Source organism: Rubrivirga sp., from assembly GCF_965213695.1.
GTDB lineage: Bacteria > Bacteroidota > Rhodothermia > Rhodothermales > Rubricoccaceae > Rubrivirga.
The window spans coordinates 1,487,161-1,513,840 of sequence record NZ_OZ243912.1 but is presented as its reverse complement, the minus strand read 5'-3'; the positions used below and the strand labels follow the sequence as shown (position 1 = coordinate 1,513,840).

The window sequence follows — 26,680 nt, the reverse complement described above, 5'->3', positions numbered from 1 at the left end:
TTCAGGAGGCGGAGGTGAAGAGGTCAGCGGACTCGGCGGTCGTCTCGGACGACTCGGCACTCTTCGCGCCGCCACCGTAGAACTGAGCGCGCTGGTGGTAGTAGCCGAGGGCGAACTCGCCCTGCCCCTTCAGGTCGAGCGTGTCCGGGAAGCCGCCGAGATCGTGAATGCGGCTCTGGAGCGTTTCGAGGTGGTCGAGCGCCCACCCGGTCGTCTTGCGGAAATCCTTCGGGCCGTCGGTCTTCCACGAGTCCGGCAGTTTAGGAATGTGGGCCGTCGTGGCGCGCTGGACGAGCGTGCCGAGGTAGGCGCTCGGCGCCAGCGACGCAGACGCGAAGTAGCGCTCGGTGATGGTCCGGTTGAGCGTCTGGCCCTTGTCGCCCTTCGTGTTGTCGTCGGTGAGGGCATCTTGCTGGATTCGCCCGAGGACGGCGAGGAGTCGGCCGCAGAGGTAGGCCTGTTCGTTTCGGTCTGGATCGAGGTGTTCGAGGGTCATGGCATCGTCGGTGGTGTGGGTGAGCAGGAGCTTGACGAGGGAGAGGAGCGCGTGGAGACGGGACGGACGCTTCGGATCATCCTCTTTCGTCATCAGCGTGCGGATGCGGGCCAAGGCCGATTGGAGCGTGGCCTGCGGCGGCGGGGTGCCGAAGTAGGCTGTCCGAAACAGCGCGCGCGCGTGGCTGGTGGACTTCGTCGCCGAGGCGACGAGTTTGCCTTTCTCGTCTACGATGCCGTAGGTCGTCCGCAGCATCTCGTGGACCGAGACAGGACGGGCGCCCCGCACATGGCCGTACTTGTCGGGGGCCGCCAGCGACGCCGCCTGAAGGAAGGCAGAGAGGCTGGCCTTGATCTCCGACAGCGTCTCCGTCTGGTAGTCGCGCACGACGACGCGAGAGGTATTCTTCGAGAGCACCCCCAGATGGACGGCGGCCGTGTCCAGATTCGCTCCGGTCATCGCACCGAGAAAGGGGGACTTCAGCATGGAGTGCACGTCGCGGAGATCGGCCCGGGGAGTCTTCCGGTCTTTGCTGGACGTGTCCATCGTCGCCATAAGTGAGGCGATCATGTCCTCCTGTACCAATTCAGTCGGCTCGCTGTCCGTCTCGATGACGACCGGCTCGTCCACGTCCATCCACAGCAGCGCCGTGACGGAGCGCAGATCACTGTCTTTGTCGGTCACGAGCCGCCGCTGATGAGCCTCGCTCCGCGAGAGGTATTCCAGCGCACGATTGGAGAGATCCGCTGCCTCGAACGTCAATCCGATGTGAGTCTTGTCAGACGCCGCCCCGCCGCCGACGTACGACACGAACGCATCCTTATCTAGCCCGAGAAGCTTGGCGGTTCCATTCTGGAAGTAGCCCTTGCCGGGCACCCGGTAGACGAGTGGCCCATCGTTCAGCGTCACCGAGCACGTTCCGGCGTCGTCGTTGCGCATGACCGCCTCGCGCATCTCGTCCTCCCAGAGCGCGCGAATCTCTGGATGTTCGAAGAGCGGCGCCCCTGCGAGCGGTCCTTCCCGAACTTCGATGGCGACCCAATGGTCAGCCTTGACTTCGCCGCTTGGCTGGATGTCGCCGCGCTGAAGACTATCACGGACGGCGAGGATCACCTCTCGGAGTTCCTCTGTCGTGACTGCATCAGCAATTTTTTCGAGACGACCGAGGAATTTGTCGTGCTTGTGGAGAGCCTCTTTGTCCGTGCTCCCGTCGATCTTCGTCGCAATCCCAAACACGTAGGCGGCGAAATCAACAGCAGGGTAGGCCAGAATGTTGCGCGTACGGCCACTATCTGGACGAGGTAGGTCGCGCCCGTCCTCGATGAGCCCGAACGTCCAGACACCTCCAGCTTCGGCGGGTGGGCGGACGGTCAGCGCCCACTGGATCGGGGCGGAGTACTCAGCGAAGCCGGGAGGCGGGATGCGGCCGTCCTCTCGGAGGCGTCGGCCGAGCGTGACGAGATCAGATAGCATAGCCTTGGAGCGAGTCGATCTCGCGGTAGAGGTGTTGATGGGAGTCGAGATCGAGCACGCCCCGCTCGACTCGGGCGTCAAAGAACACGGGCGACGCTGAGCCCGGAACCACCTTCTTTCCTTCGCCATCCTGACGACGGAAAGAAAACCCGCCCGTCGCCTTGCCCGGTACGAAGGCGAGATCAAAGAGCATCGTCCCGAGGTGGAGCGAGAACGAATCGTCCGGTGTGTCGTCGGCGCCCGGAACAGCGAAGTGGGCGGCGCACTCGCGCGTGCCGAGGTACGGTCGGTGAAAGCAGCGCCCCTTGCCGATGGCGCGCTCCAACTGGCAGCGGTACTTGGCGACGTGATCCGTCGCATGGGGCCGTAGCACCAGATCGGCGTGCAAGACGTAGCGGACGTTCTGGAGCATGAGCGCCGTCCGCTGCGTCCGCGCCTTCTCGATTTGGATCGGCGTATCGCTCTGACGATTCTTGATCTCGTTGCGGAGCACGCTCACGGTCGTTCCCGGCTTTACCACGTCGATGCGGCGGATCCGGTACGAAAACTCGGGCTTCCAGAACACGGCCTCGAACACGCCGCGCGCTGCACTGGGCGTGATGACGGGGTAGCTCACGCGCTCGACGCGGAGGTCGGGCCGGGAGAACAGGGCGAGGTCGCCCCAAACGGCGAGCGAGATGTGCGGGTCGGCCATGTCAGGCGATGAGGAAAGCGGGGTCGAGGGCGAGGTCGGCCGGATCGGTGAGTTCGAGCGGGAGGCCGAGGAGCGGGTCGTAGGTGCCGCGCCAGACGTGGAGGGCATCGTCGTCAAGCGTCTCGAAGTGCGGGCTCTGTTGGAAGATGCCGAATTGGCGGTCGAACACATTGACGACGAACGGCTGGAGGCGGCGCCAGGCGTGACGGCGGGCTCGCCAGTCGCCGCGCTCGCCCGCGTCGTCCCAGCTCTTGAGGCGCAGCGAAACCGCGCTCGTGTCCTCTGCACCGCTGGCGACGAGCACCGGCGTCGTGTCGTCCGGGATAAGGCGGTACCGCTTGTCGGTCTCCACGAAGTCCATCCCACCTCCCTCGGCGACGTATCCGAGGCGAGCCGTTTGGACGTCGTGCGCGTCCAGCGTGGCCTTGGCGAACAGGTTCGTGAAGTACGACCGCTGCGTGTCCAGCGCGTGCGGGTCCGCGTGCGTGAGGAGGTCGCGGGCCTCGCCAGTCCCGATCCGGTACGGTCCCGGTGGCAGTCCCCCGCCCTCTGGCGAGAACACGACCACGCGCCCGCCGTGACGCCCGAGTCGGTTCTCGCGGTTGCAGCGCCCGGCGGCCTGGATGATGCGGTCGAGCGGCCCGAGCGCCCGGAACACGTCGGGGAAATCCAGATCGACCCCCGCCTCAACCACCTGGGTCGAGATTAGCTGGACGGGCAGGCCCGCCGCTAGTCGCTGGCGAACACGCCGGAGCACCAGCCGACGGTGGGCGCCGGTTAGCAGCGTTGAGAGGTGTTCCAGGCCGTCGACGCCCGCCTCGGCAAGTCGACGGGCTAGTTCGATGGCGTCGCGTCGCGCGTTGACGATGACGAGCACCTGATCGAGACCCGCGACTTCGACCGCGAGATCGTCCCACGGTATCGGGTCGAGGCGGGGCTCGTAGCGGACCCGTTCGAGCGCGCCGAAGTGAGCGGCGTGGTCCGGGACGATCTCGGTCGAGGCGTTACCCCGCATCGGCGGCAGGCTGGCGACGCTCTCGAAGTGCGGCTGCGTGGCCGACGAGAACACGACGCTCGCCCCCCACCCCACGAGAATCCGGAGCGCGTCGAGCGTCGGCAGGAGGACGTCGGGCGGGAGCGCTTGGATCTCGTCGAGCACGATCACGCTCCGCGCGAGGCGGTGCAGCTTGCGAACGCGGCCGGGCCGACGGCTGAACAGGCTCTCGAAAAGCTGCACCGTCGTCGTGACCACGACAGGCGCGTCCCAGTTCTCGGTCGCCAGCCGATGTCGCAGGGCGGGGCCGACGGCGTCTTCGTCACCCGCGTTCGGCGGTGCGGGTGTCTGGCTGTGGTGAACGAGCACGTTCCGACTCCCCAAGAGGCTCGTGTAGACGGCCGCCGTCTGGTCGATGATGCTCGTGTACGGGATGCCGACGACGACGTGATCGAGTCCGTTCGCGCGAGCATGTTCGAGGGCGAAGGCCAGCCCGCTTCGCGTCTTGCCGCCACCCGTCGGGACGGTCAGCCGAAAGAAGCCGGACGGATCGGTCGCCCGCGTGCGGCACGCTTGGTAGACCTCTCGGCGGATCGTGTTGACCTCGGAGTCAGGATCATCGAGCGATGCCGTGAACCTCTCCTGCGCCTCTGCGAGACGGTCCGCCAGCGCGCCAATGGAGTCGTGGTCTCCACGCTCGTTGTGCTTCGCCGAGCTGAAATGACGCTCGGTGTCGAGGTAGTCAGCGTCGGCGAGGGCTGAGAGGAGGAAGCGAACCCGCATCTCCCGCTCGGATGCATCGGCCGGGGACGGCTCGGGTGGTTCTGCCGGAGTCCCCACCGCAGCCAATGCCTGAACGCACGCTGCGAACACGTCTGCGGGCTCGCCGAGGGCTTCTACCTCGCCAGCGATGGCGCTCGGCTTCTTGATCCCGGCATGGTGCCCGGCCACGACGATGGCGACCTCCTCCCATCCCGAACCCAACCTGCTCTGAAGGCGGTCTGCGATGGCGGCTCCCCAGATGGCGTGCGGAGTAGAACCCGCTCGCGGAGGCCGACGCCCCAGCCGCGCGGTCTCCTCGCACGCATCGAGGTACTCCTGAAACGCGGGGTTCGCCTTCCCCAGATCGTGCAGGATGCCAGCCCACCGGGCACTCGCCGCTCCACCGAACACCCGCGCCGCTTGCGCGGCCGCGTCGGCCACGTCTCGACTGTGCGCGTCGAGGGGATGCCATTGGCCTGTGGAGTTGGGTGTGTGAGCGTTCATACCGCGCGCTGGGAACACAGGGAAAGCGCTCGCACGTCCGGGCTCACCTTGCCGGCGTCGTGCCACCAGCCCAGCCACTCGGCCACGCGCTGCGACTCGAACGCCTCCGCGAACCCACCCGCCAGCCGCGCGACGGCGCGGGCGTGCGCCTCGACCTCGCCGTCGTCCTCGAAGAGCGGCTGCGGCGGGCCACCGGAGGTCGGGGGAGAGTGGGCGATGAAGGGCAACGCGGTCTCGGATACGGAGTCGAAAACGTACGGCGAGTGTCCGACAACGGCGCGTCACGATGTGCGAAGGCGTGTGCGCGAGTTCGGAACCGCCCGACCTCGCACCGTAGGCTGCCGTCCCTCGCCGACACCGCTCGTGTCCTGCGCTTCCCGCCTCGCTGGCAATCGTGCCCGGCGCGATCCGGGCACCGGCACGAGTGACGTACGTTTCAATCCTCAGACGCCCGACCTCTGCGTGCCCGCCTCGGACACCGTCTCGCTCACCCTCCGCCTCGACCGCCGGACGGCCGAGGCCGCCGAGCGTGCGGCCCGTCAGCGCGGGACCTCCGTCGAGGACCTGTTCCGCCAGTACGTCGCGGCGCTGGAAACGAGCGGCGACGACTGGCGCGCGGCGCTCTCGCCTCAGACCCGCGAACTGCTCGGCCGGGCCGCCGGGGCCGACGTCGAGGAAGGCGACTACTGGGAGCGCCTCGAACGGAAGCACCGCTAGCTCGGGAGGAGCATGATGCGGGTCCTGTTCGATACCAACGTCGTCCTGGACCTGCTGCTGGAGCGGGAGCCGTACGCCCGAGACGCGGCGCTGCTCACCGACGCCGTCGTTCGCGGGGTGCTCGACGGGTACGTCAGCGCGCACGCCGTCACGACCGTCTTCTACGTTGTGCGGAAGGCGCGAGCCAGTGAGGGCGCCCAACGACCGGCCGACGACGCATACGCGGCTGTCCGCTTGCTCACGAGCGTGTTCCGCGTCGCGTCGGTATCGGAGGCCGAGGTTCTGCGCGCGGTCGAGGGCAGGCTCAGGGACTTCGAGGACGCCGTCACGGCCGAGTCCGCGAAGGGGTGTGGAAGTGACGTCCTCGTGACCCGGGATGTGTCGGGATTCGAGGGTTCGGAGGTGGAGGCCCTCGCGCCACGCGCGCTCCTGTCGCGTCTGGCAGAGAGGTAGGTTCGGATCCGCTCCCTTTCTTCCCTACCTCCGATGCCCCGCGCCTTCCGTCTCCGCGTGGATCTCGTCGACAGCGACCCGCCCATCTGGCGGACCCACTCGGTCCCCGCCGGCCTCCCGCTCGACCGGCTCCACGGCGTCCTCCAGACGGCGATGGGCTGGACGAACTCCCACCTCCACCGCTTCGAGACGGAAGAGGGCGTGTCGTACCAGCACCCGTTCGGGATGGCGCTGGAGGGCGACGAGGACGAGCGCGGAGTCCGCCTCGACACGCTCCTCGTCGAGCCCGGCGACGCCCTCCTCTACGAGTACGACTTCGGCGACGGCTGGGAGCACGCGGTCGTGCTGGAGGCCGTCGACCCGGACGGGCCAGACCGCGCGGTCTGCCTCGACGGCGAGAACGCGGGCCCGCCCGAGGACTCCGGCGGCACGTGGCGCTACAACGAGATCCGCCCGGCGTTCACGGCCCCCGGCCACGAGGAGCACGCTGAGCTGATGGAGTGGATCGGACCGTTCGACCCGGACGCCTTTGACGTGGCCGCTGTCAACAGGGCCCTTGCGGGCCGTCGTCGCTCGCACTGAGCGCTCGCCTCGACGGACGCCGGGGGCCGAGCGCGCCTCCACTCCAAGTTTCAATCCTCAGCCGCCCCGGAGGGCGACTGCTAGATCCGGGCGTCGGGGCGGAGGCCGATCCGGCGCTGGTTTCAATCCTCAGCCGCCCCGGAGGGCGACTGCTAGCTGGAGGACGTGACGCGGGAGGGGTCGGGGGCGACGTGGTTTCAATCCTCAGCCGCCCCGGAGGGCGACTGCTAGCGTATGTCCGCGACGGCGTCACCCAGTCTCCCGGGTTGTTTCAATCCTCAGCCGCCCCGGAGGGCGACTGCTAGTGTCGGGGAACACCTCGGGGCCGCCGGCCTCCCTCTGGTTTCAATCCTCAGCCGCCCCGGAGGGCGACTGCTAGTGGCGAGGAGGGCGGCGACGTCGCGGACGCGCTCGACGTTTCAATCCTCAGCCGCCCCGGAGGGCGACTGCTAGCCTCAACGCCGCGGCCGTCTTCCGGCTCGGCTCGTTTCAATCCTCAGCCGCCCCGGAGGGCGACTGCTAGGGGACAAGCAGGCCAAGGCCATCGCGGCGGTCGAGTTTCAATCCTCAGCCGCCCCGGAGGGCGACTGCTAGGTCGCCAGGTCCAACTGGCGCCCGCCCTTCTTCTCGTTTCAATCCTCAGCCGCCCCGGAGGGCGACTGCTAGATGATCGCGGGGGGGAGCTCCTGCCAGACCTCCCCGTTTCAATCCTCAGCCGCCCCGGAGGGCGACTGCTAGACCCCGGCCGACTTCTTCGACCACGGCCGCGACTGGTTTCAATCCTCAGCCGCCCCGGAGGGCGACTGCTAGCGCCTACGATGCCGACGCCCTGCTCGCAGAGGTCAGGTTTCAATCCTCAGCCGCCCCGGAGGGCGACTGCTAGGCCGTGGTCTCCGATCCGCCGTACGGCATGGGCTGGTTTCAATCCTCAGCCGCCCCGGAGGGCGACTGCTAGCAACTACGATGCCTCGAAGGACTGGGCGCGTACACGCATGGCGTTTCAATCCTCAGCCGCCCCGGAGGGCGACTGCTAGTCCGGCCCTCGCCCAGCTCGGAAAAGTCGAACTCGTTTCAATCCTCAGCCGCCCCGGAGGGCGACTGCTAGCGCCTCGGGCCACCAGACGGTGAGCCTCCGGTTCCAGTTTCAATCCTCAGCCGCCCCGGAGGGCGACTGCTAGCCGGACCTCGGAGGTGTGCGAGTACCTGGACGGGTTTCAATCCTCAGCCGCCCCGGAGGGCGACTGCTAGGCGAGCACGTCGGTCGTCGTCTCGCCCCACGGCTTCTGGTTTCAATCCTCAGCCGCCCCGGAGGGCGACTGCTAGTTCCTGATCACGCCGTTCTCGTGCATCTCCATTTGGTTTCAATCCTCAGCCGCCCCGGAGGGCGACTGCTAGCCGGGCCGCGGCCGAGGAGTTCGGGCTGACCCTGGAGTTTCAATCCTCAGCCGCCCCGGAGGGCGACTGCTAGCAGTTCCGGTACCTCTCGATCTCGGACCTGGAGGAGTTTCAATCCTCAGCCGCCCCGGAGGGCGACTGCTAGCCGCTCTGGGCCGCGAACCCGTTGCGCCCCGTCGGCCCGTTTCAATCCTCAGCCGCCCCGGAGGGCGACTGCTAGTCCAGGCCCGTCCCGTCCAACAAGACCCACGCGCCCGTGTTTCAATCCTCAGCCGCCCCGGAGGGCGACTGCTAGGGTCCAGGTTCGCGCAGAATCGGCGCTTTGTTCCGGGGCGGCCCGGTCTCATGCCAGGGGCTCTGCTCGGAGCGGCCGCGCGGCGGCCCCTTCAGCCGGTCAAAGAGCGCGGACCTCCCGGGCCCCTCACGTCCGCTTGGGGTCCGCGCACGACGGACAGCCGAGCGCCTCACCCCCGCAACTTACGCACCCCGCCCTCCGCTCCGACGAGCGGGTAGCTCGCGTCGCGGGGATGAATCACCGTCACCTCGCGCGGCCACGCGATCCCGAACGCCGGGTCGTCGTAGCGCACGCCGCGGGCCGCCTCGGGGACGAAGGGCGCCGAGATCATGTAGAGCACCTCGGTCGCGTCCTCCAGCGTCAGGCAGCCGTGGGCACACCCCTCGGGGACGAGCAGGGACACGCCGTTGTCGGCCGTCAGGGTCTCGCCATGCCACCGGCGGAACGTGGGCGAGTCCGGCCGGAGGTCGAGGCAGACGTCGAACACGGCGCCGCGCGTGCAGCGGACCAGCTTGGCCTCGGCGTGCGGCGCGACCTGCCAGTGCATCCCGCGGAGCGTCCCGGCCCGCTCGCTGAACGAGGCCGAGCACTGGGCGACCGTCGTCGGGAGCCCGGCCGCCGCGAACACGGCCCCGTCCCACGTCCGCGCGAAGTGGCCGCGCCCGTCCGCGTGCCGCTCGGGGCGGACGACGACGCAGCCGGGGATGTCGGTGGGTGCGAGGTACACGGTACGGGGTACGGCACGAGGCCGAGGTACCCCGTACCCCGTGCCCCGTACCCTGAGTCAGAACACCTCGACGGCCGGGATCGGGACGACGAACCGGCCGCCCCAGTCGCGCACGTGGGCCATCTGGCTGGCGATCTCGTCACGCAAGTTCCACGGCAAAATCAGCACGTAGTCCGGCCGGGTCTCCGCGATCCGCGCCGGGTCGTAGACCGGGATCCGGGTGCCCGGCGTCCAGGTCCCCTGCTTGTACGGGTTCCGGTCGACGGTGTAGTCCAGGAGGTCGGTGCGGACGCCGCAGAAGTTGAGCAGCGTGTTGCCCTTGCCCGGGGCCCCGTAGCCGACGACCGTCTTGCCGGCCCGGCGCGCGCCGATCAGGAAGTCCAAAAGCCCCCGCTTGGTCTCGCGCACCTGCTCAGCGAAGCGGGCGTACGTCGCCAGGTCGTCGACGCCCCACGCCTGCTCCCGAGCCGCCAGCTCGACGGCGCGGTCGGTGACCGGCTTCGAGATATCGGAGGCGTGGCGGGCGTAGATCCGGAGCGAGCCGCCGTGCGTCGTCAGTTCCTCGACGTCGAACAGGGTCAGGCCGTGCCGGGCGAACACGCGCTCGACGGCCGTGAACGAGAAGTACGAGAAGTGCTCGTGGTACACGGTGTCGAACTGGTTCCCCTCCATCAAACGGACGAGGTGAGGGAACTCGAGAGTCGCCACGCCCTCGTTTTTCAGGAGCACCGCCAGCCCGGCGACGAAGCTGTTGAGGTGCGGCGTGTGCGCGAGCACGTTGTTGGCCGCGATCACGTCCGCCCGGATCCCCTCGGCCACCATCGCCCGCGCCTCGGCCTCGCCGAAGAACGCGACGCGCGTCGGGACGCCCCGCTCGCGCGCGGCGTGGGCCACGTTCGCGGCCGGCTCGACGCCCAGGCACGGGATGCCCTGGGCCACGGCGTGCTGGAGCAGGTACCCGTCGTTCGACGCGACCTCGACCAGCAGGCTGTCCGCGCCCAGCCCGAACCGCTCGGCGACGGCGTCGACGTAGCGGCCGGCGTGGGCCACCCACGAGTCGGAGACCGACGAGAAGTAGGCGTACTCGCCCTCGAAGATGGCCTCCGGCGGGACGACGGCGTCGATCTGGACCAGCGAGCACTCGTGGCAGACGAAGGCGTGAAGCGGGTAGAACGCCTCGCCCTCCCCCAACTGGCCGGGCCGGACCACGTTCTGACACGGCGGGCTCAGCCCGAGGTCGACCACCGAAAAGCGGAGCGGCGTCCCGCAGGCGCGGCAGGGGAAGCCTTGATCGGGTACGTCGGCGGGGAGCGCGCGGGGCGCCCCGTCGAGCCGGGGCGAGGGCACGTCGAGGATCGGCATGAGGGTCGGGGGGCGTGAGGGGGCTCGTCGGCCCGTCACGGGCTAGGCGCGGGCGCGAGCCGGGGCGGCGAGCGCGCCGTCGCCCGACGTCTCGGCCCACCGGAGGTCGGGGCCGAGGGCGCCGGCGTCGAGGAGCTGGCGGAGGTGGGCGATCCGGGAGTAGCGCGGGCCCTCGAACACGTCGGGCGTCAGGCCCAGCCCGGCGAGCGCGTCGCGGACCTGGCGGACGCCGTCCCGGACGGTCCACGTCGGCTGCCAGCCGGGCAGACGCTCGGCGATCTTGGCGAAGCTGACGCGGTACGACCGGGCGTCCGGCGAGGCCCCGTCGGCAACGGTGACGCGGCACCCCGGGACCTCCTCCCCGACGAGGACCGCGACGTCCCGGACCTGGTAGTTCTCGCCCTCGCGGCCCACGTTGAACGCCTGGTCGTGGACCGCCTCGCGGGGCGCCTCGAGCGCCGCCCGCACGGCCCGGCTCACGTCTTCGACGTGGACGAGGGGGCGCCACGGCGTCCCGTCGCTGAGCATCCGGACGGCCCCGGTCGCCACGGCCCACGCCGTCAGGTTGTTGACGACCAGGTCGAACCGGAGCCGCGGCGACACGCCGTAGACGGTCGCGTTGCGGAGGTAGACCGGCGAGAACGTGTCGCCCGCGAGGGCGCGGAGCCCGGCCTCGGCGTCGACCTTGGCGCGGCCGTAGGCCGTGACCGGGCGGAAGGCGGCCTCCTCCGTCACGGCGTCCTGCCCGGCGGCGCCGTACAGGCTGCACGACGACGCGAACACGAACCGCCCGACGCCGGCCTCCCGCGCCCGCGCGCCCAGCCGGACCGACGCCCCGGCGTTGACGCGGTCGGTCAGGCCCGGGTCGAGGTTGCCCAGCGGGTCGTTCGACAGGTTCGCCAGGTGCACGACGGCGTCGAACCCGTCGAGGTCGGCCGCGGTCACGTCGCGGACGTCGAGGCAGCGGGACGGCGGCGGCACAGGGTCGGGCCCGAACGGGCACGCCGAGAACCATCCGGCGTCGAGCCCGACCACGTCGTGGCCGGCGGCCCGGAGGATCGGCGCGAGGACCGTGCCGATGTAGCCGTCGTGGCCGGTGAGCAAAAGGCGCATGGACGAAGAGCGAGAACGCCCGCCGCTCCGCCAATTCCATACCACGGCCCGCCCCGCCTCCGGGCGCCCCCCAGGCGCCGCGGCGCCGCGCGGACCGGCACCAAACGAAACGGGGCCGTCCGGACGCACCGGACGGCCCCGTCGGGCTGGGAGCCGTGGGCTACGACGTGCGCGAGATGTGGACCTCGTACATGTCGCCGTCCGTCCGGCGGCTGTTGACCTGGTGCTCACCGTCGAAGTTGCGCCGCATGTAGTTGCGGACGCCCTGGACCTCGTTCTTGCTCGCGCTGAACGCGAGGACTTTGTCCGTGCCGAGATCCTGGAACTGCTCGCCGATGGGGGAATACTTGCTCCGACGAGTGCCCCGTGTGCTACGACGCTCGGCCGCCTCCTTCTCAGAGAGGGTCTCGAACTCGAACGGGGTGCTCTTGCGGGTGCTGCGGGCTTTCGCCATGGGGATGAAGGGGTAGAGTGCGGAAGTCCGTGTCGCTTCCGTACCGGAGGATACACCACAAACCGATCTCGGGTTCTCGACCGTCCCTAATCCCCTCCCCCACTTCCGCCGTTCCACGCACCTCCCTCTGTAGCCCCTGCCTCGCCCGTCGTCTTCGTCCGTCTACGACGAACGGGCCCCGGCTCGCCCCGACAGCGCCGTCACGCCGGCGCTCCGCTCCCGGGCCGTCCCGATCAGGAAGCGGGGGACGACGCGGCCGTAGCGCCGCCACAGCCGGCGCGGCTCCATCGCCAGCCGGAACGCCCACTCGAGCCCGGCCCGCTGGAGGACGGCCGGCGCCTGGCGGAGCAGGCCCGCGTGGAAGTCGAACGCGGCCCCGACCCCGAGGCAGACGGCGCCGACGCGGTCGGCGTGCGCGGCGCACCACCGCTCCTGCCGCGGGCACCCGAGCCCGACGAACACGATCCGGGCCCCCGACGCCCGGAGGCGGGCGACGTCCGCCTCGTCCTCGTCGGGCGTGAGCGGGCGGAACGGGGGCGAGATGGCCTCGACGACGCGCAGGCCGGGCGCCCGTTGGGGCATCCGCTCGCGCAGCCGGCCGATCACCTCGGGCGACGAGCCGTAGAGCGCGACCGGCACCCCGGCCTCGGCCGCCCCGCGGGCGACGGCGAGCATGGCGTCGGGGCCGTAGACGCGGTCGCGCTGCGCGACGCCTCGGGCCCGCATCTCGCGGACGATGCTCATGCCGTCGGGCAGGTTGAGGTCGGCTCGGTTGAGGACGCGGGCGAAGGCCGGGTCGTCGCCGGCCTCGATCACGCTGTGGGCGTTCGAGAAGCAGGCGTAGCGGGCCTCCCCGGCCGCGGCCCACGCCAGGATGTCGGCCGCGGCGTGGTCGGCCGTGCGCGCGTCGAAGCGGACGCCGAGGATGGAAGCGGAAGGCATGGGGCGGTCGGGGTGCCGACGGGGTATCGGCCGGCCCGGGCTCGGCCCAAACCGCGCCGGCAGACCTCGGCGCGGCGAGACGCCCGCCGGACGTCCTCCCCCACCCGGCCACGGGGACGGATCGGAACGAGCGTCCGTGCGCTGGGGTTGGCCCGTCCCCTCTCCCCCGGACCTCTGGCTCACGTCGTCTACGCGCTCTGCGGCCACGGCCGCGGCCACGCCTCCCGCGCGGTCGCCGTCGCGGAGGCCCTGCGGCCCCGGGGCCACCGGGTCACGTTCGCCGCCGACGCCCCCGCCGCCGACCGGCTCGACAACGTCAGCGACGGCGCCGTCTACCGGGTGCCCGGCTTGCGCCAGGTCTTGCACGGCAACCGGGTCCGGATGGGGGCGACGGCCCGGGCCAACCTCGCCCTGACGTGGCGGAGCCCCGAGATCGTCGCCGACGCGGCCCGCTGGCTCGGCACGGTCGGCGCCGACGTGGTCGTGGCCGACCACGAGCCGTTCGTCGCGCGTGGGGCTCAGCGGATCGGCGTGCCCGTGGTGGCCCTGAGCCACCAGCTGGTGCTGACCGAGGCCCGCCCTCGGGCGCCGCTCCGGTCGCTGCCCTCCCGGCTGGGCACGGCCCTCGGCATCGCTGTGCTGGCGCCGACGCGGCCCGACGCCGTCGTCGTCCCGTCGTTCTTCTTTCCCCCGCCGCGCCGGGGCTCGACGGCCGTGTTCGTGCCGCCCATCCTGCGCGACGACGTGCTCCGTGCGCGGCCCCGCGCGGGCCGGCGCCTGCTGGTCTACGTCAACGAGGGCGAGGGGATGGGCGCGCTCTTGGACGCGCTCGGCCACGTCGGCGCCCCGGCCGACGTGTACGGGCTCGGGCCCGGGCCGGGCGCCCCGCCGAACGTCCGCTTGCGGCCTCCGTCGCGGGCCGGCTTCCTGGCTGACCTCGCCGGGTGCCGCGCCGTCGTGGCCACGGCCGGGTTCACGCTGCTGTCCGAGGCGCTCCACCTGGGCAAGCCGGTCCTCGCGCTCCCCAACCGGGGCTTTTTCGAGCAGACCGTCAACGCGCTCGCGCTCCGCGAGCAGGGCTGGGGCGAGGCCGTCCTCGACCGGGACCTCCGCGCCGACGACCTCCGCGGCTTCCTCGACCGCGCCGACGGCCTGCGCCAGCGGGCCGCCGCCGGCGGGACGGTCGGCCGCGAGCGCGCCGCCGACGTCATCGAGCGCGTGCTGGGCGCGGCCACGCCAGCCGCTCGGGTGGCCGCCTGAGGGGCCCGGGTTGCGCCAGATCCTCCTGAGGCGTCTAGAGACAGAGGACGGGGGACGGAAGACCGCTCGTACAAGAACACGGCACGTCTGGCAGGCCCCAGATCGGGGACGCTCCATTCGTGACGCGCGGCCCTCCGCCCGAGAGAGTCACGAATCACGCATCCGCAGTGCCGATCCGGCCATCAACCCGCTGAATCCGTATGAGAGAGCGTTAGCTCAGGGTCGAGAGAGCGTCTGTGGTCTGGGCCGGAGGAGGGGTGGAGAGGATGGCAGGGAGCACTCCCCTCCCCGTTCTCGTTGTCCCCGGTCCTCCGTCCCCGGTCTCGCGACGCGGGCCCCGTCTCGCGACGCCGACGGCCCCTTCACCGGGTTTTGCGTCGGTCGCCGCCCGGCGGCGGGTATCTTCGTCGGTCGCCGCCCCGGCCCGCGCCCAATGACCCTCCCTGACTTCCTCGGACAGCAGCCGACCGGCGCCACGCCCGACCCGGACGCCCGGCCGGTCGCGTCGCTGTTCGACAAGGCGACGGCCTTCTTCGCCCCCGACGGCGACTACCAGAAGGTCCACGACGCCGGGCTCTACCCGTTCTTCCGGGCCATCGAGGTCAACGAGGGGACGACGGCCATCATGGACGGCCGGGAGACCATCATGGCCGGGTCGAACAACTACCTCGGCCTGACGAGCGACCGCCGCGTCCGGGAGGCGGCCAAGGCGGCCGTCGACAAGTACGGGACGGGGTGCACGGGGAGCCGGTTCTTGAACGGGACGCTCGACCTCCACCTCGAGCTCGAAGAGCGACTCGCGGCGTTCATGCGGAAGGAGGCCTGCGTCCTGTTCTCGACCGGCTACATGACCAACCAGGGCGTGTTGCAGAGCCTGGCCGGCCGCGGCGACGTCATCTTCTCCGACAAGGACAACCACGCCTGCATCCTGGCCGGCCAGCAGGTCTCGGCCGCCGAGACCGTCCGCTACCGGCACAGCGACATGGCCCACCTGCGGACGTTCCTGGAGCGGGTCTCGACCGAGCGCCCGGACGCCGGCAAGCTCATCGTGACCGACGGCGTGTTCTCGATGTCGGGCACGCTGGCCAAGGTGCCCGAGCTGGTCGCGCTCGCCGAGGAGTTCGGCGCGGCCCTGTTCCTGGACGACGCCCACGCGGTCGGCGTGATCGGCGACGGCGGGCGGGGCACGGCCTCGGCCTTCGGGTTGGAGGACCGCGTCGACCTCACGTCGGGGACGTTCTCGAAGAGCTTCTCGTCGCTCGGCGGGTTCGTCGTCGGCGACGAGACCGTGATCGAGTACGTCCGCCACACGGCCTCGACCCACATCTTCTCGGCCTCGATGCCGCCGTCGGCCGTGGCGACGGTGCTCGCGTGCCTCGACATTTTGGAGGCCGAGCCCGAGCGGCTCGACCGGTTGGCGACCATCTCGGACACCATGCGCGACGGGTTCCGCAACCTCGGGTTCGACGTGTGGGCCTCGCAGACGCCGATCATCCCGGTCGTCATCGGCGAGATGTACCGGTGCTTCGCGTTCTGGAAGGACCTGCTGGAGGAGGGCGTGTTCACGAACGCCGTCATCCCCCCGGCCGTCCCGCCCGGCCAGTCGCTCATGCGGACGAGCTACATGGCCACGCACTCGGACGACGAGCTCGACCGCGTGCTCGGCGCGTTCGAGACGGTCGGGCTCCGGCACGGGATCATCGCGCCCGGCGGCCGGCGCGGCCCGGCGATGGACGCGCTGCCGTCGGCCGGCACCAACGGGACGGCGTAGCGGAGAGTTCAGCGGCGCTCGACGGGCATCCGAGTGGGGATCGGCTGGTCCCGGTGCCTCCTGTAGATCTGGGAGCCCCTGTCGAGCGTGAACACCTCGGCGTCGGCGTGGAGCTCGCTCATGCGAACGAGGCACCCGTCGGCCCAGTCCATCGGGACGTCGGCGTACCGCTCCAGCAGCCGGCCGACCGCCAGCGCCTCCCGTTGGACGTCGAACGCGACCCGAACGGCGCCCGAGCTCACCAACCGGGCGACTCGGTCGCGGGGCACGCCCCGGGTGCCGACGAGGTGCGCCGTCTCCGCGAGGACCGCCTCACACGTCAGCAGGGGCGTTCGGAGCCGGCCAAACTCCGTGAGGGCCCACGGGTGGAACTGGTCGCGCGTGTAGAGGAGTGCCACGAGGAGGCCGGTGTCGGCGAGGGCTGTCATGCCGCGCGCTCGCCGAACCCTTCCATGTGCGCCTTCGACGTCGAGAGGTCTGGCGCGGCAAGTCCATCCCCCGCGCTCGGGAGGTCTCGAACGAGGTCGAGAGCGGAGCCCCCCAGGTCGCCCTCGGCCGACGTCTCCCCGGCTCGGGCGAGGTGGGCCAGCCTCGCGAGGGCGAGCTGGGAGATGCGCTGGAGGTCGTCGGCACCCAGGAGGGCGAGGGCACGCTCGATGTCTCGGACGCTCATGGCTCGGGGGATCCGTGCAGGGACGCAGTGTACGACGCACGGCGGGTCCCCCTCGCAGACAGGGCGGGTGCGTTTCCAGTCCGCACGCCGGAGCCAGGGTGTGGGAGGAGGGAGTGTGGAGGGGGGGCCACGCCCACACGCCCACACCCCCATCCTCCGAACCCGTCTCCGAGCCGCTCACCGAGAATGCGCTCGCCCTGCGCGTGATGGACGAACGGGGACCGGGCGCTAGCTTCGGGCCGGTCCTCCCCCGCCCCATGCCCGTCACCGTCCGCCCCGTCCGCTCGTCCGCCGACCGGAAGACGTTCTTGGACGTCCCGTACGGCCACTACCACGGGGACCGTCACTTCGTGCCGCCGCTGCGGATGGACCAGGCCGGCGTCTTGAACCCGAAGAAGAACCCGTTCTTCGAGCACGGCGCCGTCGAGCTGTTCCTGGCCGAGCGCGGCGGCGAGGTCGTCGGGCGTGTGGCCGCCATCGAAAACGGGCAGCACCTCGCCAAGTACGCCGACGGCAACGGGTTCTTCGGCTTCTTCGAGACCGTCGAGGACTATGCGGTGGCCCACGCGCTGCTCGACGCCGCCGCCAGTTGGCTGAGGGCGCGCGGACTGACGGGCGTCCGGGGCCCGGCCAACCCGACGATGAACGACGTGGCCGGGCTGCTCGTGGACGGGTTCGACCGGCCGCCGTCGATCCTGCTCCCGTACAACAAGCCGTACTACGCCGAGTATCTGGAGCGGTGGGGGTTCGAGCGGGCCATGACGATGTGGGCGTTCTACGTCCACGAGGCCTATATCAACAGCGAGCGGATGGCGCGGGGCGCCGAGATCGTGGCTCGGCGGAACCCCGGGGTCACCGTCCGCTCGCTCGACCCTAAGCGGTTCGACGACGACGTCGCGGCGGCCATGCGGATCTACAACCGGGCGTGGGCCGAGAACTGGGGCCACGTGCCATACACCGAGCACGAGGCGCTCCACCTGGCCGGCGAGATGAAGCCGATCATCGAGCCCGACCTGTTCCTCTTCGCCGAGCTCGACGGTGAGCCGATCGCGTTCGCGGCGTCGCTCCCCAACCTCAACCAGGCGCTCCGGCACCTCCCGCGTGGCCGGCTGGCGTCGCTCGGCCTGCCCAAGGTGCTCGGCACGTGGAAGCTGGGCGGCGTCTACGAGATCCGGATGGCGCTGATGGGGGTCCTCCCCGAGCACCGCCACCGCGGGCTCGACGCGCTCCTGATCCACCACACCATCGTCAACGGCCGGCGCGACGGGTACCAGGCGGCCGAGCTGTCGTGGGTGTTGGACTCGAACAAGCCGCTCGTCAACGCGCTCGAAAAGCTGGGCTGCGTCCGCGACAAGGAGTACGCGATGTTCGAGGCCGCGCTGTGATCCGTGGGCCCGGGGGCAGGTGGACCCGCGTGAGCACCGGCACGTTCGTCTCACGAGTCCACAAGTCCACCCGTCCACGTGCCCACCCTCCTCGTCGTCGGCGGCGGCCACGCGAGCCTTCCGCTCTTGGCCCACGCCCACGCCCTGGCCGACGATGCGGGCGCCGCGGTCACGCTCGTCTCGGACCAGCCCGAGCTGTGGTACTCCGGGATGACGCCCGAGTGGCTCGGCGGCGTCTACACCCGGGCCGACGTGACCGTCCCGCTCGGGCCGATCTGCGAGCGTCAGGGCGTCCGGTTCGTCCAGGCCCGGGCGGTCGCGCTCGACCGCGACGCCCGCGAGGTGGCCCTCGACGACGGCCGGCGCGTCGGGTACGACCTCGTCGCGTTCGACATCGGAGCGCTCAACCCCGGCCGCGACGACGCCGACCACGCGGTGCGGACGAAGCCGCTGTGGCGGATCGCGGAGCTCGGGCGGTTCCTCGACAAGACGGCGGCGGACGGCGACGCGCGGTGCTTGGTGGTCGTCGGCGGCGGTGCGGCCGGGACCGAGACGGCCCTCAACGTGACGGCCCGGCCCGGACTCGGCGGCCTGTCCGTGACCGTCGTCGAACCGGGCGACCGGCTCTGCCCGGAGCTGCCCGCCCGCGTCGGGGACTGGGCGGCGGAGACGCTGCGCCAGCGCGGCGCGACCGTTCGCTTGGGCACACGGGCCCAAGGCACCGACCCCGAGGGCGTCCGCCTCGACGGCGAGACGCTGCCGGCCGACGCCGTCCTCTGGGCCACCGGCTCGGTCGGCCCCCCCCTGTTCGTCGAGGCCGGGCTGACGGTGACCGATCGCGGCTTCGCCCGCGTCGACCGGGGCCTCCGGTCGGTGGACGACGGGCGCGTGTTCGTGGCCGGTGACAGTGCGTCCGTCGCCGGGCACGAGGACTTGGCGCGGATCGGCGTCCACGCCGTCAAGCAGGGGCCGGTCCTGCGCGAGAACGTGGACCAGGCGCTCCGGGCGCTGGCGGCGGGCCAGGACCCGGCGGCCGTCCCGCTCCGCCCGTTCCGGCCCTACCCGGTCTCCCCGCTGCTGGTCTCGACCGGCGGCCCGTCGGCGTGGTGGGTGGCCGGGCCCGTCGCGGTCCGCGCCCACGCGGTGCTGCGGCTCAAGCACGCCGTCGACCGCCGGTGGATCGACCGGTACCGCGACGGGGCGTCGTACGACGGTCGGTGGGACGCCCGGGCCGCGTCGGGGCATCGCTAGACTGCGCGCATGGGTCGCCGCCTTCTGCTCCTCGCCCTCGCCGTCGGCGCCTGCCAGGGCGAGCCGCCGACGCCGGCCGGGGACGTGTCGCCGGGCCCGGCGCCGGAGACCACGCGCGCGGTCCGCCCGCCGCCGACGCCGTTCGACGCGGCCGAGGTCGTGTTCGACACGACGGAGCCGCCGGAGACCGTGGTCCAGATCCCGCCGAGGCCGGCCCCGCCGCCTCGGCCGCCGTTGCCCCGGCCCGCCCCGGCCCCGTCTCCGGGCCCGCCGTCGGGCGCGTCGGGGCGCTGCGACGTCCGGGCGACCGAGAGCTACTGCTTCGCCTACACCGGCGAGGCGTGGACGCCGGAGTCCGCCCGGGCCCAGTGCGACGCGGCGCCGGACGCGGCGTTCGCGCCGGGCGCGTGCCCGACCGAGGGCCGGATCGCGACGTGCACCTTCGAGCGGGAGTCGGCGCCGGGCCGCGAGCTCGTCTACACGTACTACGCGCCGTACGACCCCGCTCTGGCGGCCCTGGCCTGCCCTGGTCTTTTTGCCCGGATCGAGTAGCCGCGTGCGCCGACGGGCTCGCGCACGCGGCCGGGGCCGATGAGCCCCAAGGCCCACCCTCGGGCGAGCGCCTCGTACCACGAGCTGGCGCCGAGCCGGGCATACAGCCCGGCGAGCACGTCCGTCGCCTCCACCGCCGACGTCCCGAGCGCCCGGGCGAGCGTGTCGGGCCGGCCGCCCGTCGCGAAGTGGGCGAGCGCGCGGAGCTCGTCGGGCGCCAGGCGCACGGTCGAGTCGACGCCGGCCTCGAACCACCGGCTCTCGCCGGCCGCCACGGCCCGGATGGCCTCGACCACCCGGTGGACTGGGGCCTCCTTCGACAGGTAGCCCGAGGCGCCCGCGCGCAGGAGGTGGGCCACGTGGACCGGGTCGTTGTGGGACGAGTAGGCGAGCACGTGGCACGCCCCGCCGGCCACCCGCGTCGCGACGTCGACGCCGTCCTGGTCCCCGGCCAGCTGGATGTCGAGCACGAGCACGTCGGGCCGGACGGCCCGGACCAGCCGGATCGCCTCGCCCCCGGTCGCCGCTTCCCCCACGACGACGAGGTCCGGGCACGCGGCGAGCGTCGACCGGAGGAGGGCTCGGAGGAGGTCGTGGTCCTCGGCGAGGACGACGCGGGTGGGGGTGGGCATCGGGAGGGCGGGCCGGTCTGTGTTCGCCCCAGGGTATCGACCTCCGCCCCGCGTCGCATGGCCGTTCCCCCGGATACGCGCTGGGACTCCTGCACTACCGCCCTAGCCGCCTGAGCGCCCTCCGCTCGCCGTGGCGCGCTACTTTGCTTCCCGCCCTCCCTCTCCCGTGCGACACCCGGCACGTCCGTCTCCCGTTCGTTTCGCCACGCTCGCCTGCGCGGCGCTGGCGGTCTTCGGCGCCCCTCCCCGTGCCCAGCCGACCGACTCTACGCTCGTTGAGGGGCTTGCGATTGAGGAATCAGACTTGTCGTATTTCAGGTACGAGATCTACGAAGACCGAGGCGTGCTTATCGAGTACCTGGGCAAGCTGACTCAAAACCCGAGGACATCCAACACGCCCCTGCACGTCCCTGACTCGGCCTTGTCCAGCCTCCGCATCTCAGAGCCCGTGCTCTCCCTGATCCACGAGCGCTTGGTCGAATCCGGCGAGAAGGACGAGCCTGATCGTGAGTTCGGCGTCCATGTAGAGCAAGAGCGGCTGAGGCTCCAGTTCGACCAAGGGTTGCCCATCTGGGTCGTGATTATGGCCGGGCTCGCCCTCCTCGGCGTCGGAGGAGGCTTAGTGGGCACAGCGCTGACGCGGCGGGATCGGGCCCGCCGCCGCGAGGAAGCGCTGGCGAGGGAACGGGCGCTCCACGCTCGAGAGGCGGAGCGGTCACGACTGGCGCGCGAGATCCACGACGGGCCCTTGCAGGACGTCCATGCCCTCCGGATGCTCTCCGGGGGCGAGATCCCAAGAGAGATCAGCGAGGAGGCCAGCCGGATCGCGCGCGAGCTACGCGCGATTGCAGAGGGGTTGCGGCCTCCGGCCCTCGGCCGGTTCGGACTCGCGGCAGCGCTCTCGGCGCACGCGAACCGTGTCAAAGAACGGTACAGCGAGGTCTCCGTCGGCCTCGACCTGGACGAGGACGGGACGGGCCCCGATGCGCTCCCGGACGTCGTCCGGTCCTCCCTCTTCCGGATCGCTCAGGAATCGATCACAAACGCCATCGAGCACGGGCACGCCACGCGCGTCCACATCCGCCTGAGTCTTCCCGACGCGGGCGAGCCCCTCACGCTCGAGATCACCGACAACGGGCAAGGCTTCCCGTGGTCCGGGGCCCGCCCCGACCTCTCCGCGCTCGCCGACGGCGGCCACTTCGGCCTCGTCGGGATGTACGAGCGGGTCGAGGCGATCGGGGGCACTCTCACCCTGGCCACGGGCGGGATCGAGGGACGAGGCGCGCGGGTCCACGTCACTCTTCCGGACGTGCGCCGTACGGACACGCCCCGCCGGTCCCCGCGCCGGCCACGCCGCCCCGCTCGTGCCTAGCTCCCTCGGGACCATGACGACCTTTTCTCGCGTCCGCACCATCCTGATCGACGACCACCCCGCGCTCCGGGCCGGGGTCCGAGCGGCCCTGGAGCAGACGGGCAAGATCGAGGTCGTCGCCGAGGCATCCGACGGCGAGCGGGGCGTGGAGGCCTGCCAGCGGCTCGAGCCGAACGTGGTCCTGCTCGACATGGAGATGCCCGGGATGGACGGGATCGCGGTCGCCGAGCGGCTCCGCGAGCTCGCCGTGCCCACTCGCGTCCTGGCGTACTCGGCCTACGACGACGCGGCCTACGTCACGGCCATGTTGCAGGCGGGCGCGGCCGGGTACGTCACGAAGGACAAGCCGATGTCGCTGGTCGCCGAAGCGGTCGAGGCCGTCGCGCGAGGCGAGGGGAGGTGGTTCGTGAGCATCACCCCGCCGAGCACCGTCGAGATCCCGATCTCCGACCGCGAGCTCGACGTGGTCCGACTGATGGCGCGCGGTCGGGACAACAACGAGATCGCCGACGAGCTGGGGATCTCTCCCAACACGGTCCGCAACCACGTCTCGGCGGCGTACGAGAAGCTCAACGTCTCGTCGTGGAGGCAAGCCGTCGCCTGGGCCTGGGAGCACGGCCTGGTCTAGCGCCTCACCTGTCGGTCGTCGCGCAAGGCGCCCGCCGATCAGGGCTATCGCGACCTCGCCTCCAGCGTCACCCTGAGCGGATGCGAAGGGCCTCACCTCGGACTCCGAGACCGGCCGCGCCGGCTCCGATGGCCTCCGACGCCGGCGTCGGGATCCTTCATTGCGCTAGCTGCGCCGTCGCTTCGGGGTCAGGACGACGAGGTGGAGGGAGGATGCGACAGCCCTGGCCCACCGCTGCCGGCCAGGCTCTGCGGCGCCCCTGCGTCGTACCATGAGCGCAGACGTGTCCCGGAGGAGGGCGACTCCGACGCTGGAGGCGCGGTCGGAGAGGCTTGCTGATGCATGGATACTATGGGGAACGTGCTTCGCGCATCAAGACATAGGGTCACGAGAGGGGTAGCCTATAGTCCCCCACGACCACCCACCCATGCGCGCTCCCTCTTTCCTCGCCCGGTTCGCTGCTGTCGCTGTCCTCGGCCTCTCGTTCGCCGGCTGCGACACCGCCGACCTCCCGTCCGTCTCCGCAGCGGACGCCGTGACCCTCGACGCCCAGGCCGAGACGTCTGGCGACGTCCTCTACGACCTCGCGCCGCTCCGTCTCGGAGAGCGCTTCGACGTCGCCGTCGACGCGGGCGACGACCAACTCCGGCTCCGCTCGACCCGGACTCCGAGCGGGTACGCCCTCGCGTTCGTCCCGGGCGACGTCCGGCCCGACTCGGTCGTCGTGACGTACCTCAACCGTGGCGTGGCCGTCGCCGACGCGGAGACGTACGCGGGCGACGAGGACGTCCCCGTGGGCACGGCCCAGCAGGGCCCCGACTCCTGGCACTACGTCTGGCGCAACGGTGCGTGGACCATCGCCAAGGACTGGAACCAGCAAGACCTCACGAACGGGGCGAGCACACCGTTCGTCACCCGCTCGGGCAAGGCCATCGAGGTGTCCGACGTCGTGTTCACGGTCTACGGCCTCGACGCTCCGCCGCCGAAGGCCGTCCGGTTCGAGACCCCGCGCGACATCGAGGTCACGGCCCAGGCGTTCGGCCGGCCGCTCCGCGAGGCTGACGTGATCCGCCGCTAACGCACGGCAGGTCGCCGATCACCAGCGCGAGCCTCCGCCCCTGACGGGCGGGGGCTCCGCTGTGTCGGCCCGGCCGAGTCAGAGCGGGACGACGAGCGTCACCCCGGTGGCCGTCGCCGAGAGCGTCGACCGACTCGCGACCTCGACGAGCGCGCCGAGGCGGCCCCGAGTCGCGAGGTACGCCACGCCGTCGAGCACGAACAGGCCGGCGCCCTGGAGCACGAGCGCGGCCCCGTGCCCGCGCCACGCAGCGGGGGTCGACACGCCGCGCCCGGCGACGGCCAGAAGCGTCCCGCCGACCGCCGCGTAGCCGACGTTGAGCCCGAGGTTGACGAGCAGCACGTCGGCGTAGCCGTTCTCGGCGGCGAGCGCGAGCGCCCACTCGCCCGTGACGTCGCCCGGCCCGCCGACGAGCCCGACCGCCGCGATCCCGACGTTGACGACGCCCCAGGCACCCGACTGGACGCCGAAGGCCCACCGCCCGGGGGCGCCCTCGCGGTCCGACGCGAGCGCCAGCGCGGCCCCGCCGACGGCGTTCGCCAGCCCCCACGCCCCGACGCGCCACAGGTGCGCCTGCTGGTCGGCGCGGAGCGCCTGGGACAGGGTCTCTACGTCGTCCGACGAGACGGCGGGCTGAGCGGCGGCGACCGGCGCCAGGGCGACGGCGAGGGCCGCGAGGAGGACCCGGGGCGGGGGCACGGAGGTTCTGGGCGGGCGCGTTCGCTCCAACCCGCCCCTCCCGCCCGTGTTCGGCCGCCTGCTCCTGCTGTTCTTGATCGTCCCCGTTGCCGACCTGGCGCTGCTGGTGGGCGTCGGCGGGCGGATTGGGCTGGGCCCAACGCTGGCCATCGTCGTGCTGACGGCCGTCGTCGGGTCGTGGCTGGCCCGGCGCGAGGGGACGGCGGCGTGGCGGCGCGTCCAGGCGAAGCTGGCGACCGGCGGCGTCCCCGGGCCCGAGCTGGTCGACGGCGTCGTGATCCTGGTCTCCGGGACGCTGCTGCTCACACCCGGATTCCTGACGGACGTCGTCGGGCTCCTCGGTCTGTTCCCCCCGACGCGGGCCCTTGCGCGGCGGGCGCTCCGGGCGCGGTTCGAGCAAGCCGTGACGAGGGGGAGCGTCCGCGTGGTCTCCGGCGGCGCGGCGTTCGGCCCAGCGTTCGGCGGGGCGCCGCCACCGCCCGTCGTCGAGGACGCCGAGGTGATCGACGACGGGTCGGGAAGGGAACCGTAGAGGGTGGAGAATCGCGAGCCGACGACCGGGACCTGAGCCTCGGGACGAGTGTGCGAGCGAGGGCGCCCTCCTCTCCTACCCTCTACTCTTCCCCCGGTGAGGGTCGCGTCAATCGCGCCGCGGCGGAGAACGGAGCGGAGCTCGGGCCGTTGCGCCCGTATGGCCTCCCCCCTCGCCGCTGTCCCGACCGACGCCGACCTCCGGCGCGAGCGGCTCCACGGCGTGCTCTACATGCTGGGCGCCGCGCTCGGGTTCAGCCTGATGAGCCTGCTCGTCAAGGTGGCCTCGGCGGCGTTCCCGTCGATGGAGATCGTCTTCGTGCGGTCGGCGTTCATGGCCGCGCTCACGTTCGCCGTCCTGCGCCGCGACGGCGCGCCCCCCCTCGGCGTGGACCGGCGGACGCTGGCGCTCCGGGGGGTCGTCGGGGCAATCGCGCTGAGCCTGTTCTACGTCGGGATCGGGCGGCTCCCGCTCGGCGACGCCGTGACCATCCAGTACACGGCGCCCGTGTGGACGGCGCTCGCGGCGGCGGTCCTGCTGGGCGAGCGGCTCCGGCCCCTCGTCCTCGTCGGGGCCGGGCTGTCGATGGCCGGCGTGGTGCTGGTGGCCCGGCCGAGCGTCCTGTTCGGGGCCGGCGCCGCGCTCGACGGCCTGGGCGTGGCCGCCGTCGCGACGGCCGCCGTGCTCTCGGGGCTGGCGTACACGTTCGTCCGCAAGCTCCGGGCCACCGACCGGCCGATGGCGATCATCTTCTACCTCTCGTGGATCGGGGCCGTCGGGTCGCTCCCGTTCGCGCTCGGCGGCGCGTGGGTGTGGCCGAGCGGGTGGCAGTGGACGCTGCTGCTCGGGATCGGGCTGGCGACGCACGGCGGGCAGGTCGGCCTGACGAAGGGGATGGCGCGGCTCGAGGCCGGCACGGCCTCGGCCATCGGGTACCTCCAGGTCGTGCTCGCGTTCGCGTGGGGCGCCCTGTTCCTGGGCGACGACGTGGACGGGCTGAGCGTGGCCGGCGCGGCGCTCGTCGTGTCGAGCGTGCTGCTCGTCGTCCGCCGCGCGCGGTCGGGGTAGCCGCGGGAGCGGCGGTCAGACGAGGTGCGGGAGGCGCCGGCCCGGTCGCTCGGCGCGGAGCGTGGGCCACGGGCCCCGCCTCCGGTACCACGTCGCGAACAGCGCCACGGCCAGGAGCCCCTCGGCCAGGTCGCCGCCGTAGTACATCAGCTGCGCGGCGGCCCGGATCTCGTCGGGGCCGTGCGGCGTCCCGAGCGGCAGGAGGTGGCCGTACATCAGCTTGCCGAGCGTGGCGTGGGCGGCCACCGAGACGAGGAGCACGCCGAGCCGCGTCCGCATCGGCGGCGCGTGCGGCGCGGGGTCCGGACCGGCGAGGACGGCCCACGTGAAGAGGCACCCGGCCGCGAGGACGTGGGTGTGGACGGCGTGGTGGAGCGCGGGCGAGGACAGCGTCGCGGCGTAGAGCGGGGTCGCGTAGAGGGCGGCCATCCCGCCGACGTTCAGCAGGGCCGCCGTCGCCGGGTGGGACAGCACCCGGACGGGCCGGGAGCGGAGCGCCGCGGCCACGCGCCGCGCCGCGGGCACGGAGAGCGTCCGGAGCACGAGCGTCACCGGCGCCCCCAGGACCAGGCCGAGCGGGGCGAGCATCCCGACGAGCACGTGCTGGACCATGTGGCCCCGGAGGTCGTGGTGCGCGAAGGCCACGACGGGCGGCAGGGCCGCGACGGCGAGCAAGCCCGCCCCCACGGCGAAAGCCGTCACGCGCGACCGGCTCCACCGGCGCCCCGCGCGCCGCTCCGCCCGGGCGGCCGAGAGGTACGCCACGGAGCCGCCGGTGACGAGGAGCAGCCACGCGACCGAGGAGGCCACGCCAGG

27 protein-coding genes and 1 CRISPR repeat array are annotated in these 26,680 nt (G+C 71.9%); of the genes, 13 read left to right on the top strand and 14 right to left on the bottom strand.

Annotated elements, in window-relative coordinates:
- Window position 1: 1 nt before the first annotated feature.
- The 4 genes from ACOOHE_RS06595 to ACOOHE_RS06580 are packed head-to-tail and all read right to left on the bottom strand — an operon-like array spanning window position 2 to window position 5,150.
- Entirely contained in the window at window positions 2–1,969 is a 1,968-nt protein-coding gene (locus ACOOHE_RS06595; protein WP_420457012.1) for a type I-C CRISPR-associated protein Cas8c/Csd1, read from the bottom strand.
- Window positions 1,959–2,663: a type I-C CRISPR-associated protein Cas5c gene (gene cas5c, locus ACOOHE_RS06590; RefSeq protein ID WP_420457011.1), complete on the bottom strand. Its 705-nt coding sequence runs from the start codon at window positions 2,661–2,663 to the stop codon at window positions 1,959–1,961. The genes ACOOHE_RS06595 and cas5c overlap by 11 nt, the downstream gene beginning before the upstream one ends.
- Window position 2,664: 1 nt before the next feature.
- Entirely contained in the window at window positions 2,665–4,923 is a 2,259-nt protein-coding gene (locus ACOOHE_RS06585) for a CRISPR-associated endonuclease Cas3'' (protein ID WP_420457010.1), read from the bottom strand.
- On the bottom strand, window positions 4,920–5,150 hold the full coding sequence (locus ACOOHE_RS06580; protein WP_420457009.1) for a hypothetical protein: 231 nt from the start codon (window positions 5,148–5,150) through the stop codon (window positions 4,920–4,922). Before ACOOHE_RS06580 ends, ACOOHE_RS06585 begins: the two co-directional genes overlap by 4 nt.
- A gap of 235 nt (window positions 5,151–5,385) precedes the next feature.
- On the opposite strand from ACOOHE_RS06580, the gene ACOOHE_RS06575 reads away from it, so the two are divergent.
- From ACOOHE_RS06575 to ACOOHE_RS06565, 3 genes are read left to right on the top strand one after another with little or no spacing between them, the layout of a single operon-like run.
- Window positions 5,386–5,640, top strand: coding sequence for a DUF6364 family protein (locus ACOOHE_RS06575; protein ID WP_420457008.1), 255 nt, complete (start codon window positions 5,386–5,388; stop codon window positions 5,638–5,640).
- A gap of 15 nt (window positions 5,641–5,655) precedes the next feature.
- Window positions 5,656–6,093 (top strand): type II toxin-antitoxin system VapC family toxin, encoded by a 438-nt coding sequence (locus ACOOHE_RS06570; RefSeq protein ID WP_420457007.1) that lies wholly within the window; start codon window positions 5,656–5,658, stop codon window positions 6,091–6,093.
- A gap of 33 nt (window positions 6,094–6,126) precedes the next feature.
- On the top strand, window positions 6,127–6,675 hold the full coding sequence (locus ACOOHE_RS06565; RefSeq protein ID WP_420457006.1) for a plasmid pRiA4b ORF-3 family protein: 549 nt from the start codon (window positions 6,127–6,129) through the stop codon (window positions 6,673–6,675).
- Between the two features lie 47 nt (window positions 6,676–6,722).
- A CRISPR array of direct repeats spans window positions 6,723–8,365; the repeat unit is 37 nt; unit sequence GTTTCAATCCTCAGCCGCCCCGGAGGGCGACTGCTAG.
- Between the two features lie 169 nt (window positions 8,366–8,534).
- Here the strand turns inward: ACOOHE_RS06565 and ACOOHE_RS06560 are convergent.
- The 5 genes from ACOOHE_RS06560 to ACOOHE_RS06540 all read right to left on the bottom strand — a co-directional run bounded on the left by ACOOHE_RS06560 (window position 8,535) and on the right by ACOOHE_RS06540 (window position 12,963).
- Window positions 8,535–9,092, bottom strand: a complete 558-nt coding sequence (locus tag ACOOHE_RS06560; protein WP_420457005.1) for a dTDP-4-dehydrorhamnose 3,5-epimerase family protein — start codon at window positions 9,090–9,092, stop codon at window positions 8,535–8,537.
- A 57-nt stretch (window positions 9,093–9,149) separates the two neighbouring features.
- A complete protein-coding gene (locus tag ACOOHE_RS06555) occupies window positions 9,150–10,454 on the bottom strand; it encodes a methyltransferase domain-containing protein (protein ID WP_420457004.1) in 1,305 nt (434 codons plus the stop codon).
- A 42-nt stretch (window positions 10,455–10,496) separates the two neighbouring features.
- Window positions 10,497–11,567, bottom strand: a complete 1,071-nt coding sequence (locus ACOOHE_RS06550; RefSeq protein WP_420457003.1) for an NAD-dependent epimerase/dehydratase family protein — start codon at window positions 11,565–11,567, stop codon at window positions 10,497–10,499.
- A gap of 160 nt (window positions 11,568–11,727) precedes the next feature.
- On the bottom strand, window positions 11,728–12,021 hold the full coding sequence (locus ACOOHE_RS06545; protein WP_420457002.1) for a hypothetical protein: 294 nt from the start codon (window positions 12,019–12,021) through the stop codon (window positions 11,728–11,730).
- Window positions 12,022–12,183: 162 nt separating this feature from the next.
- Window positions 12,184–12,963, bottom strand: a complete 780-nt coding sequence (locus ACOOHE_RS06540) for a WecB/TagA/CpsF family glycosyltransferase (protein ID WP_420457001.1) — start codon at window positions 12,961–12,963, stop codon at window positions 12,184–12,186.
- 147 nt (window positions 12,964–13,110) lie between these two features.
- Between ACOOHE_RS06540 and ACOOHE_RS06535 the strand changes: the two genes are divergently transcribed.
- Together ACOOHE_RS06535 and ACOOHE_RS06530 are read left to right on the top strand one after the other, a co-directional pair.
- A complete protein-coding gene (locus ACOOHE_RS06535) occupies window positions 13,111–14,223 on the top strand; it encodes a glycosyltransferase family protein (protein WP_420457000.1) in 1,113 nt (370 codons plus the stop codon).
- A 433-nt stretch (window positions 14,224–14,656) separates the two neighbouring features.
- Window positions 14,657–15,994 carry an aminotransferase class I/II-fold pyridoxal phosphate-dependent enzyme gene (locus tag ACOOHE_RS06530; protein WP_420456999.1) on the top strand — a complete coding sequence of 446 codons (1,338 nt, stop codon included), beginning with the start codon at window positions 14,657–14,659 and terminating at the stop codon, window positions 15,992–15,994.
- A gap of 8 nt (window positions 15,995–16,002) precedes the next feature.
- On the opposite strand, the gene ACOOHE_RS06525 is transcribed toward ACOOHE_RS06530, so the two are convergent.
- Both ACOOHE_RS06525 and ACOOHE_RS06520 read right to left on the bottom strand, forming a co-directional pair.
- On the bottom strand, window positions 16,003–16,422 hold the full coding sequence (locus ACOOHE_RS06525) for a type II toxin-antitoxin system VapC family toxin (protein ID WP_420456998.1): 420 nt from the start codon (window positions 16,420–16,422) through the stop codon (window positions 16,003–16,005).
- Window positions 16,419–16,667: a hypothetical protein gene (locus ACOOHE_RS06520; protein ID WP_420456997.1), complete on the bottom strand. Its 249-nt coding sequence runs from the start codon at window positions 16,665–16,667 to the stop codon at window positions 16,419–16,421. Before ACOOHE_RS06520 ends, ACOOHE_RS06525 begins: the two co-directional genes overlap by 4 nt.
- Before the next feature lie 257 nt (window positions 16,668–16,924).
- On the opposite strand from ACOOHE_RS06520, the gene ACOOHE_RS06515 reads away from it, so the two are divergent.
- From ACOOHE_RS06515 to ACOOHE_RS06505, 3 genes are all read left to right on the top strand, one after another.
- On the top strand, window positions 16,925–18,052 hold the full coding sequence (locus ACOOHE_RS06515; protein WP_420456996.1) for a GNAT family N-acetyltransferase: 1,128 nt from the start codon (window positions 16,925–16,927) through the stop codon (window positions 18,050–18,052).
- 78 nt (window positions 18,053–18,130) lie between these two features.
- Entirely contained in the window at window positions 18,131–19,303 is a 1,173-nt protein-coding gene (locus tag ACOOHE_RS06510; protein WP_420456995.1) for an NAD(P)/FAD-dependent oxidoreductase, read from the top strand.
- A 9-nt stretch (window positions 19,304–19,312) separates the two neighbouring features.
- Complete coding sequence (locus ACOOHE_RS06505; protein WP_420456994.1) at window positions 19,313–19,855, top strand: hypothetical protein; 543 nt, start codon at window positions 19,313–19,315, stop codon at window positions 19,853–19,855.
- Here the strand turns inward: ACOOHE_RS06505 and ACOOHE_RS06500 are convergent.
- Window positions 19,789–20,487, bottom strand: coding sequence for a response regulator (locus tag ACOOHE_RS06500; protein ID WP_420456993.1), 699 nt, complete (start codon window positions 20,485–20,487; stop codon window positions 19,789–19,791). The two genes, ACOOHE_RS06505 and ACOOHE_RS06500, sit on opposite strands and share 67 nt — an antisense overlap.
- 130 nt (window positions 20,488–20,617) lie before the next feature.
- Here ACOOHE_RS06500 and ACOOHE_RS06495 point away from each other — a divergent pair, with 130 nt between their 5' ends.
- The 3 genes from ACOOHE_RS06495 (at window position 20,618) to ACOOHE_RS06485 (ending at window position 23,565) form a co-directional block, all read left to right on the top strand.
- Entirely contained in the window at window positions 20,618–21,859 is a 1,242-nt protein-coding gene (locus tag ACOOHE_RS06495; RefSeq protein WP_420456992.1) for a sensor histidine kinase, read from the top strand.
- Between the two features lie 13 nt (window positions 21,860–21,872).
- On the top strand, window positions 21,873–22,487 hold the full coding sequence (locus ACOOHE_RS06490) for a response regulator (protein ID WP_420456991.1): 615 nt from the start codon (window positions 21,873–21,875) through the stop codon (window positions 22,485–22,487).
- Window positions 22,488–22,914: 427 nt separating this feature from the next.
- Complete coding sequence (locus ACOOHE_RS06485) at window positions 22,915–23,565, top strand: hypothetical protein (protein WP_420456990.1); 651 nt, start codon at window positions 22,915–22,917, stop codon at window positions 23,563–23,565.
- 78 nt (window positions 23,566–23,643) lie between these two features.
- On the opposite strand, the gene ACOOHE_RS06480 is transcribed toward ACOOHE_RS06485, so the two are convergent.
- Window positions 23,644–24,264, bottom strand: a complete 621-nt coding sequence (locus ACOOHE_RS06480; RefSeq protein ID WP_420456989.1) for a DUF6992 family protein — start codon at window positions 24,262–24,264, stop codon at window positions 23,644–23,646.
- A gap of 46 nt (window positions 24,265–24,310) precedes the next feature.
- Between ACOOHE_RS06480 and ACOOHE_RS06475 the strand changes: the two genes are divergently transcribed.
- The gene (locus ACOOHE_RS06475; RefSeq protein ID WP_420456988.1) at window positions 24,311–24,796 is read left to right on the top strand and encodes an FxsA family protein; all 486 of its coding nucleotides are present in this window, start codon (window positions 24,311–24,313) and stop codon (window positions 24,794–24,796) included.
- Between the two features lie 159 nt (window positions 24,797–24,955).
- Complete coding sequence (locus ACOOHE_RS06470; protein ID WP_420456987.1) at window positions 24,956–25,864, top strand: DMT family transporter; 909 nt, start codon at window positions 24,956–24,958, stop codon at window positions 25,862–25,864.
- A gap of 15 nt (window positions 25,865–25,879) precedes the next feature.
- On the opposite strand, the gene ACOOHE_RS06465 is transcribed toward ACOOHE_RS06470, so the two are convergent.
- The gene (locus tag ACOOHE_RS06465; protein ID WP_420456986.1) at window positions 25,880–26,674 is read right to left on the bottom strand and encodes a cytochrome c oxidase assembly protein; all 795 of its coding nucleotides are present in this window, start codon (window positions 26,672–26,674) and stop codon (window positions 25,880–25,882) included.
- Between the last annotated feature and the right edge of the window lie 6 nt (window positions 26,675–26,680).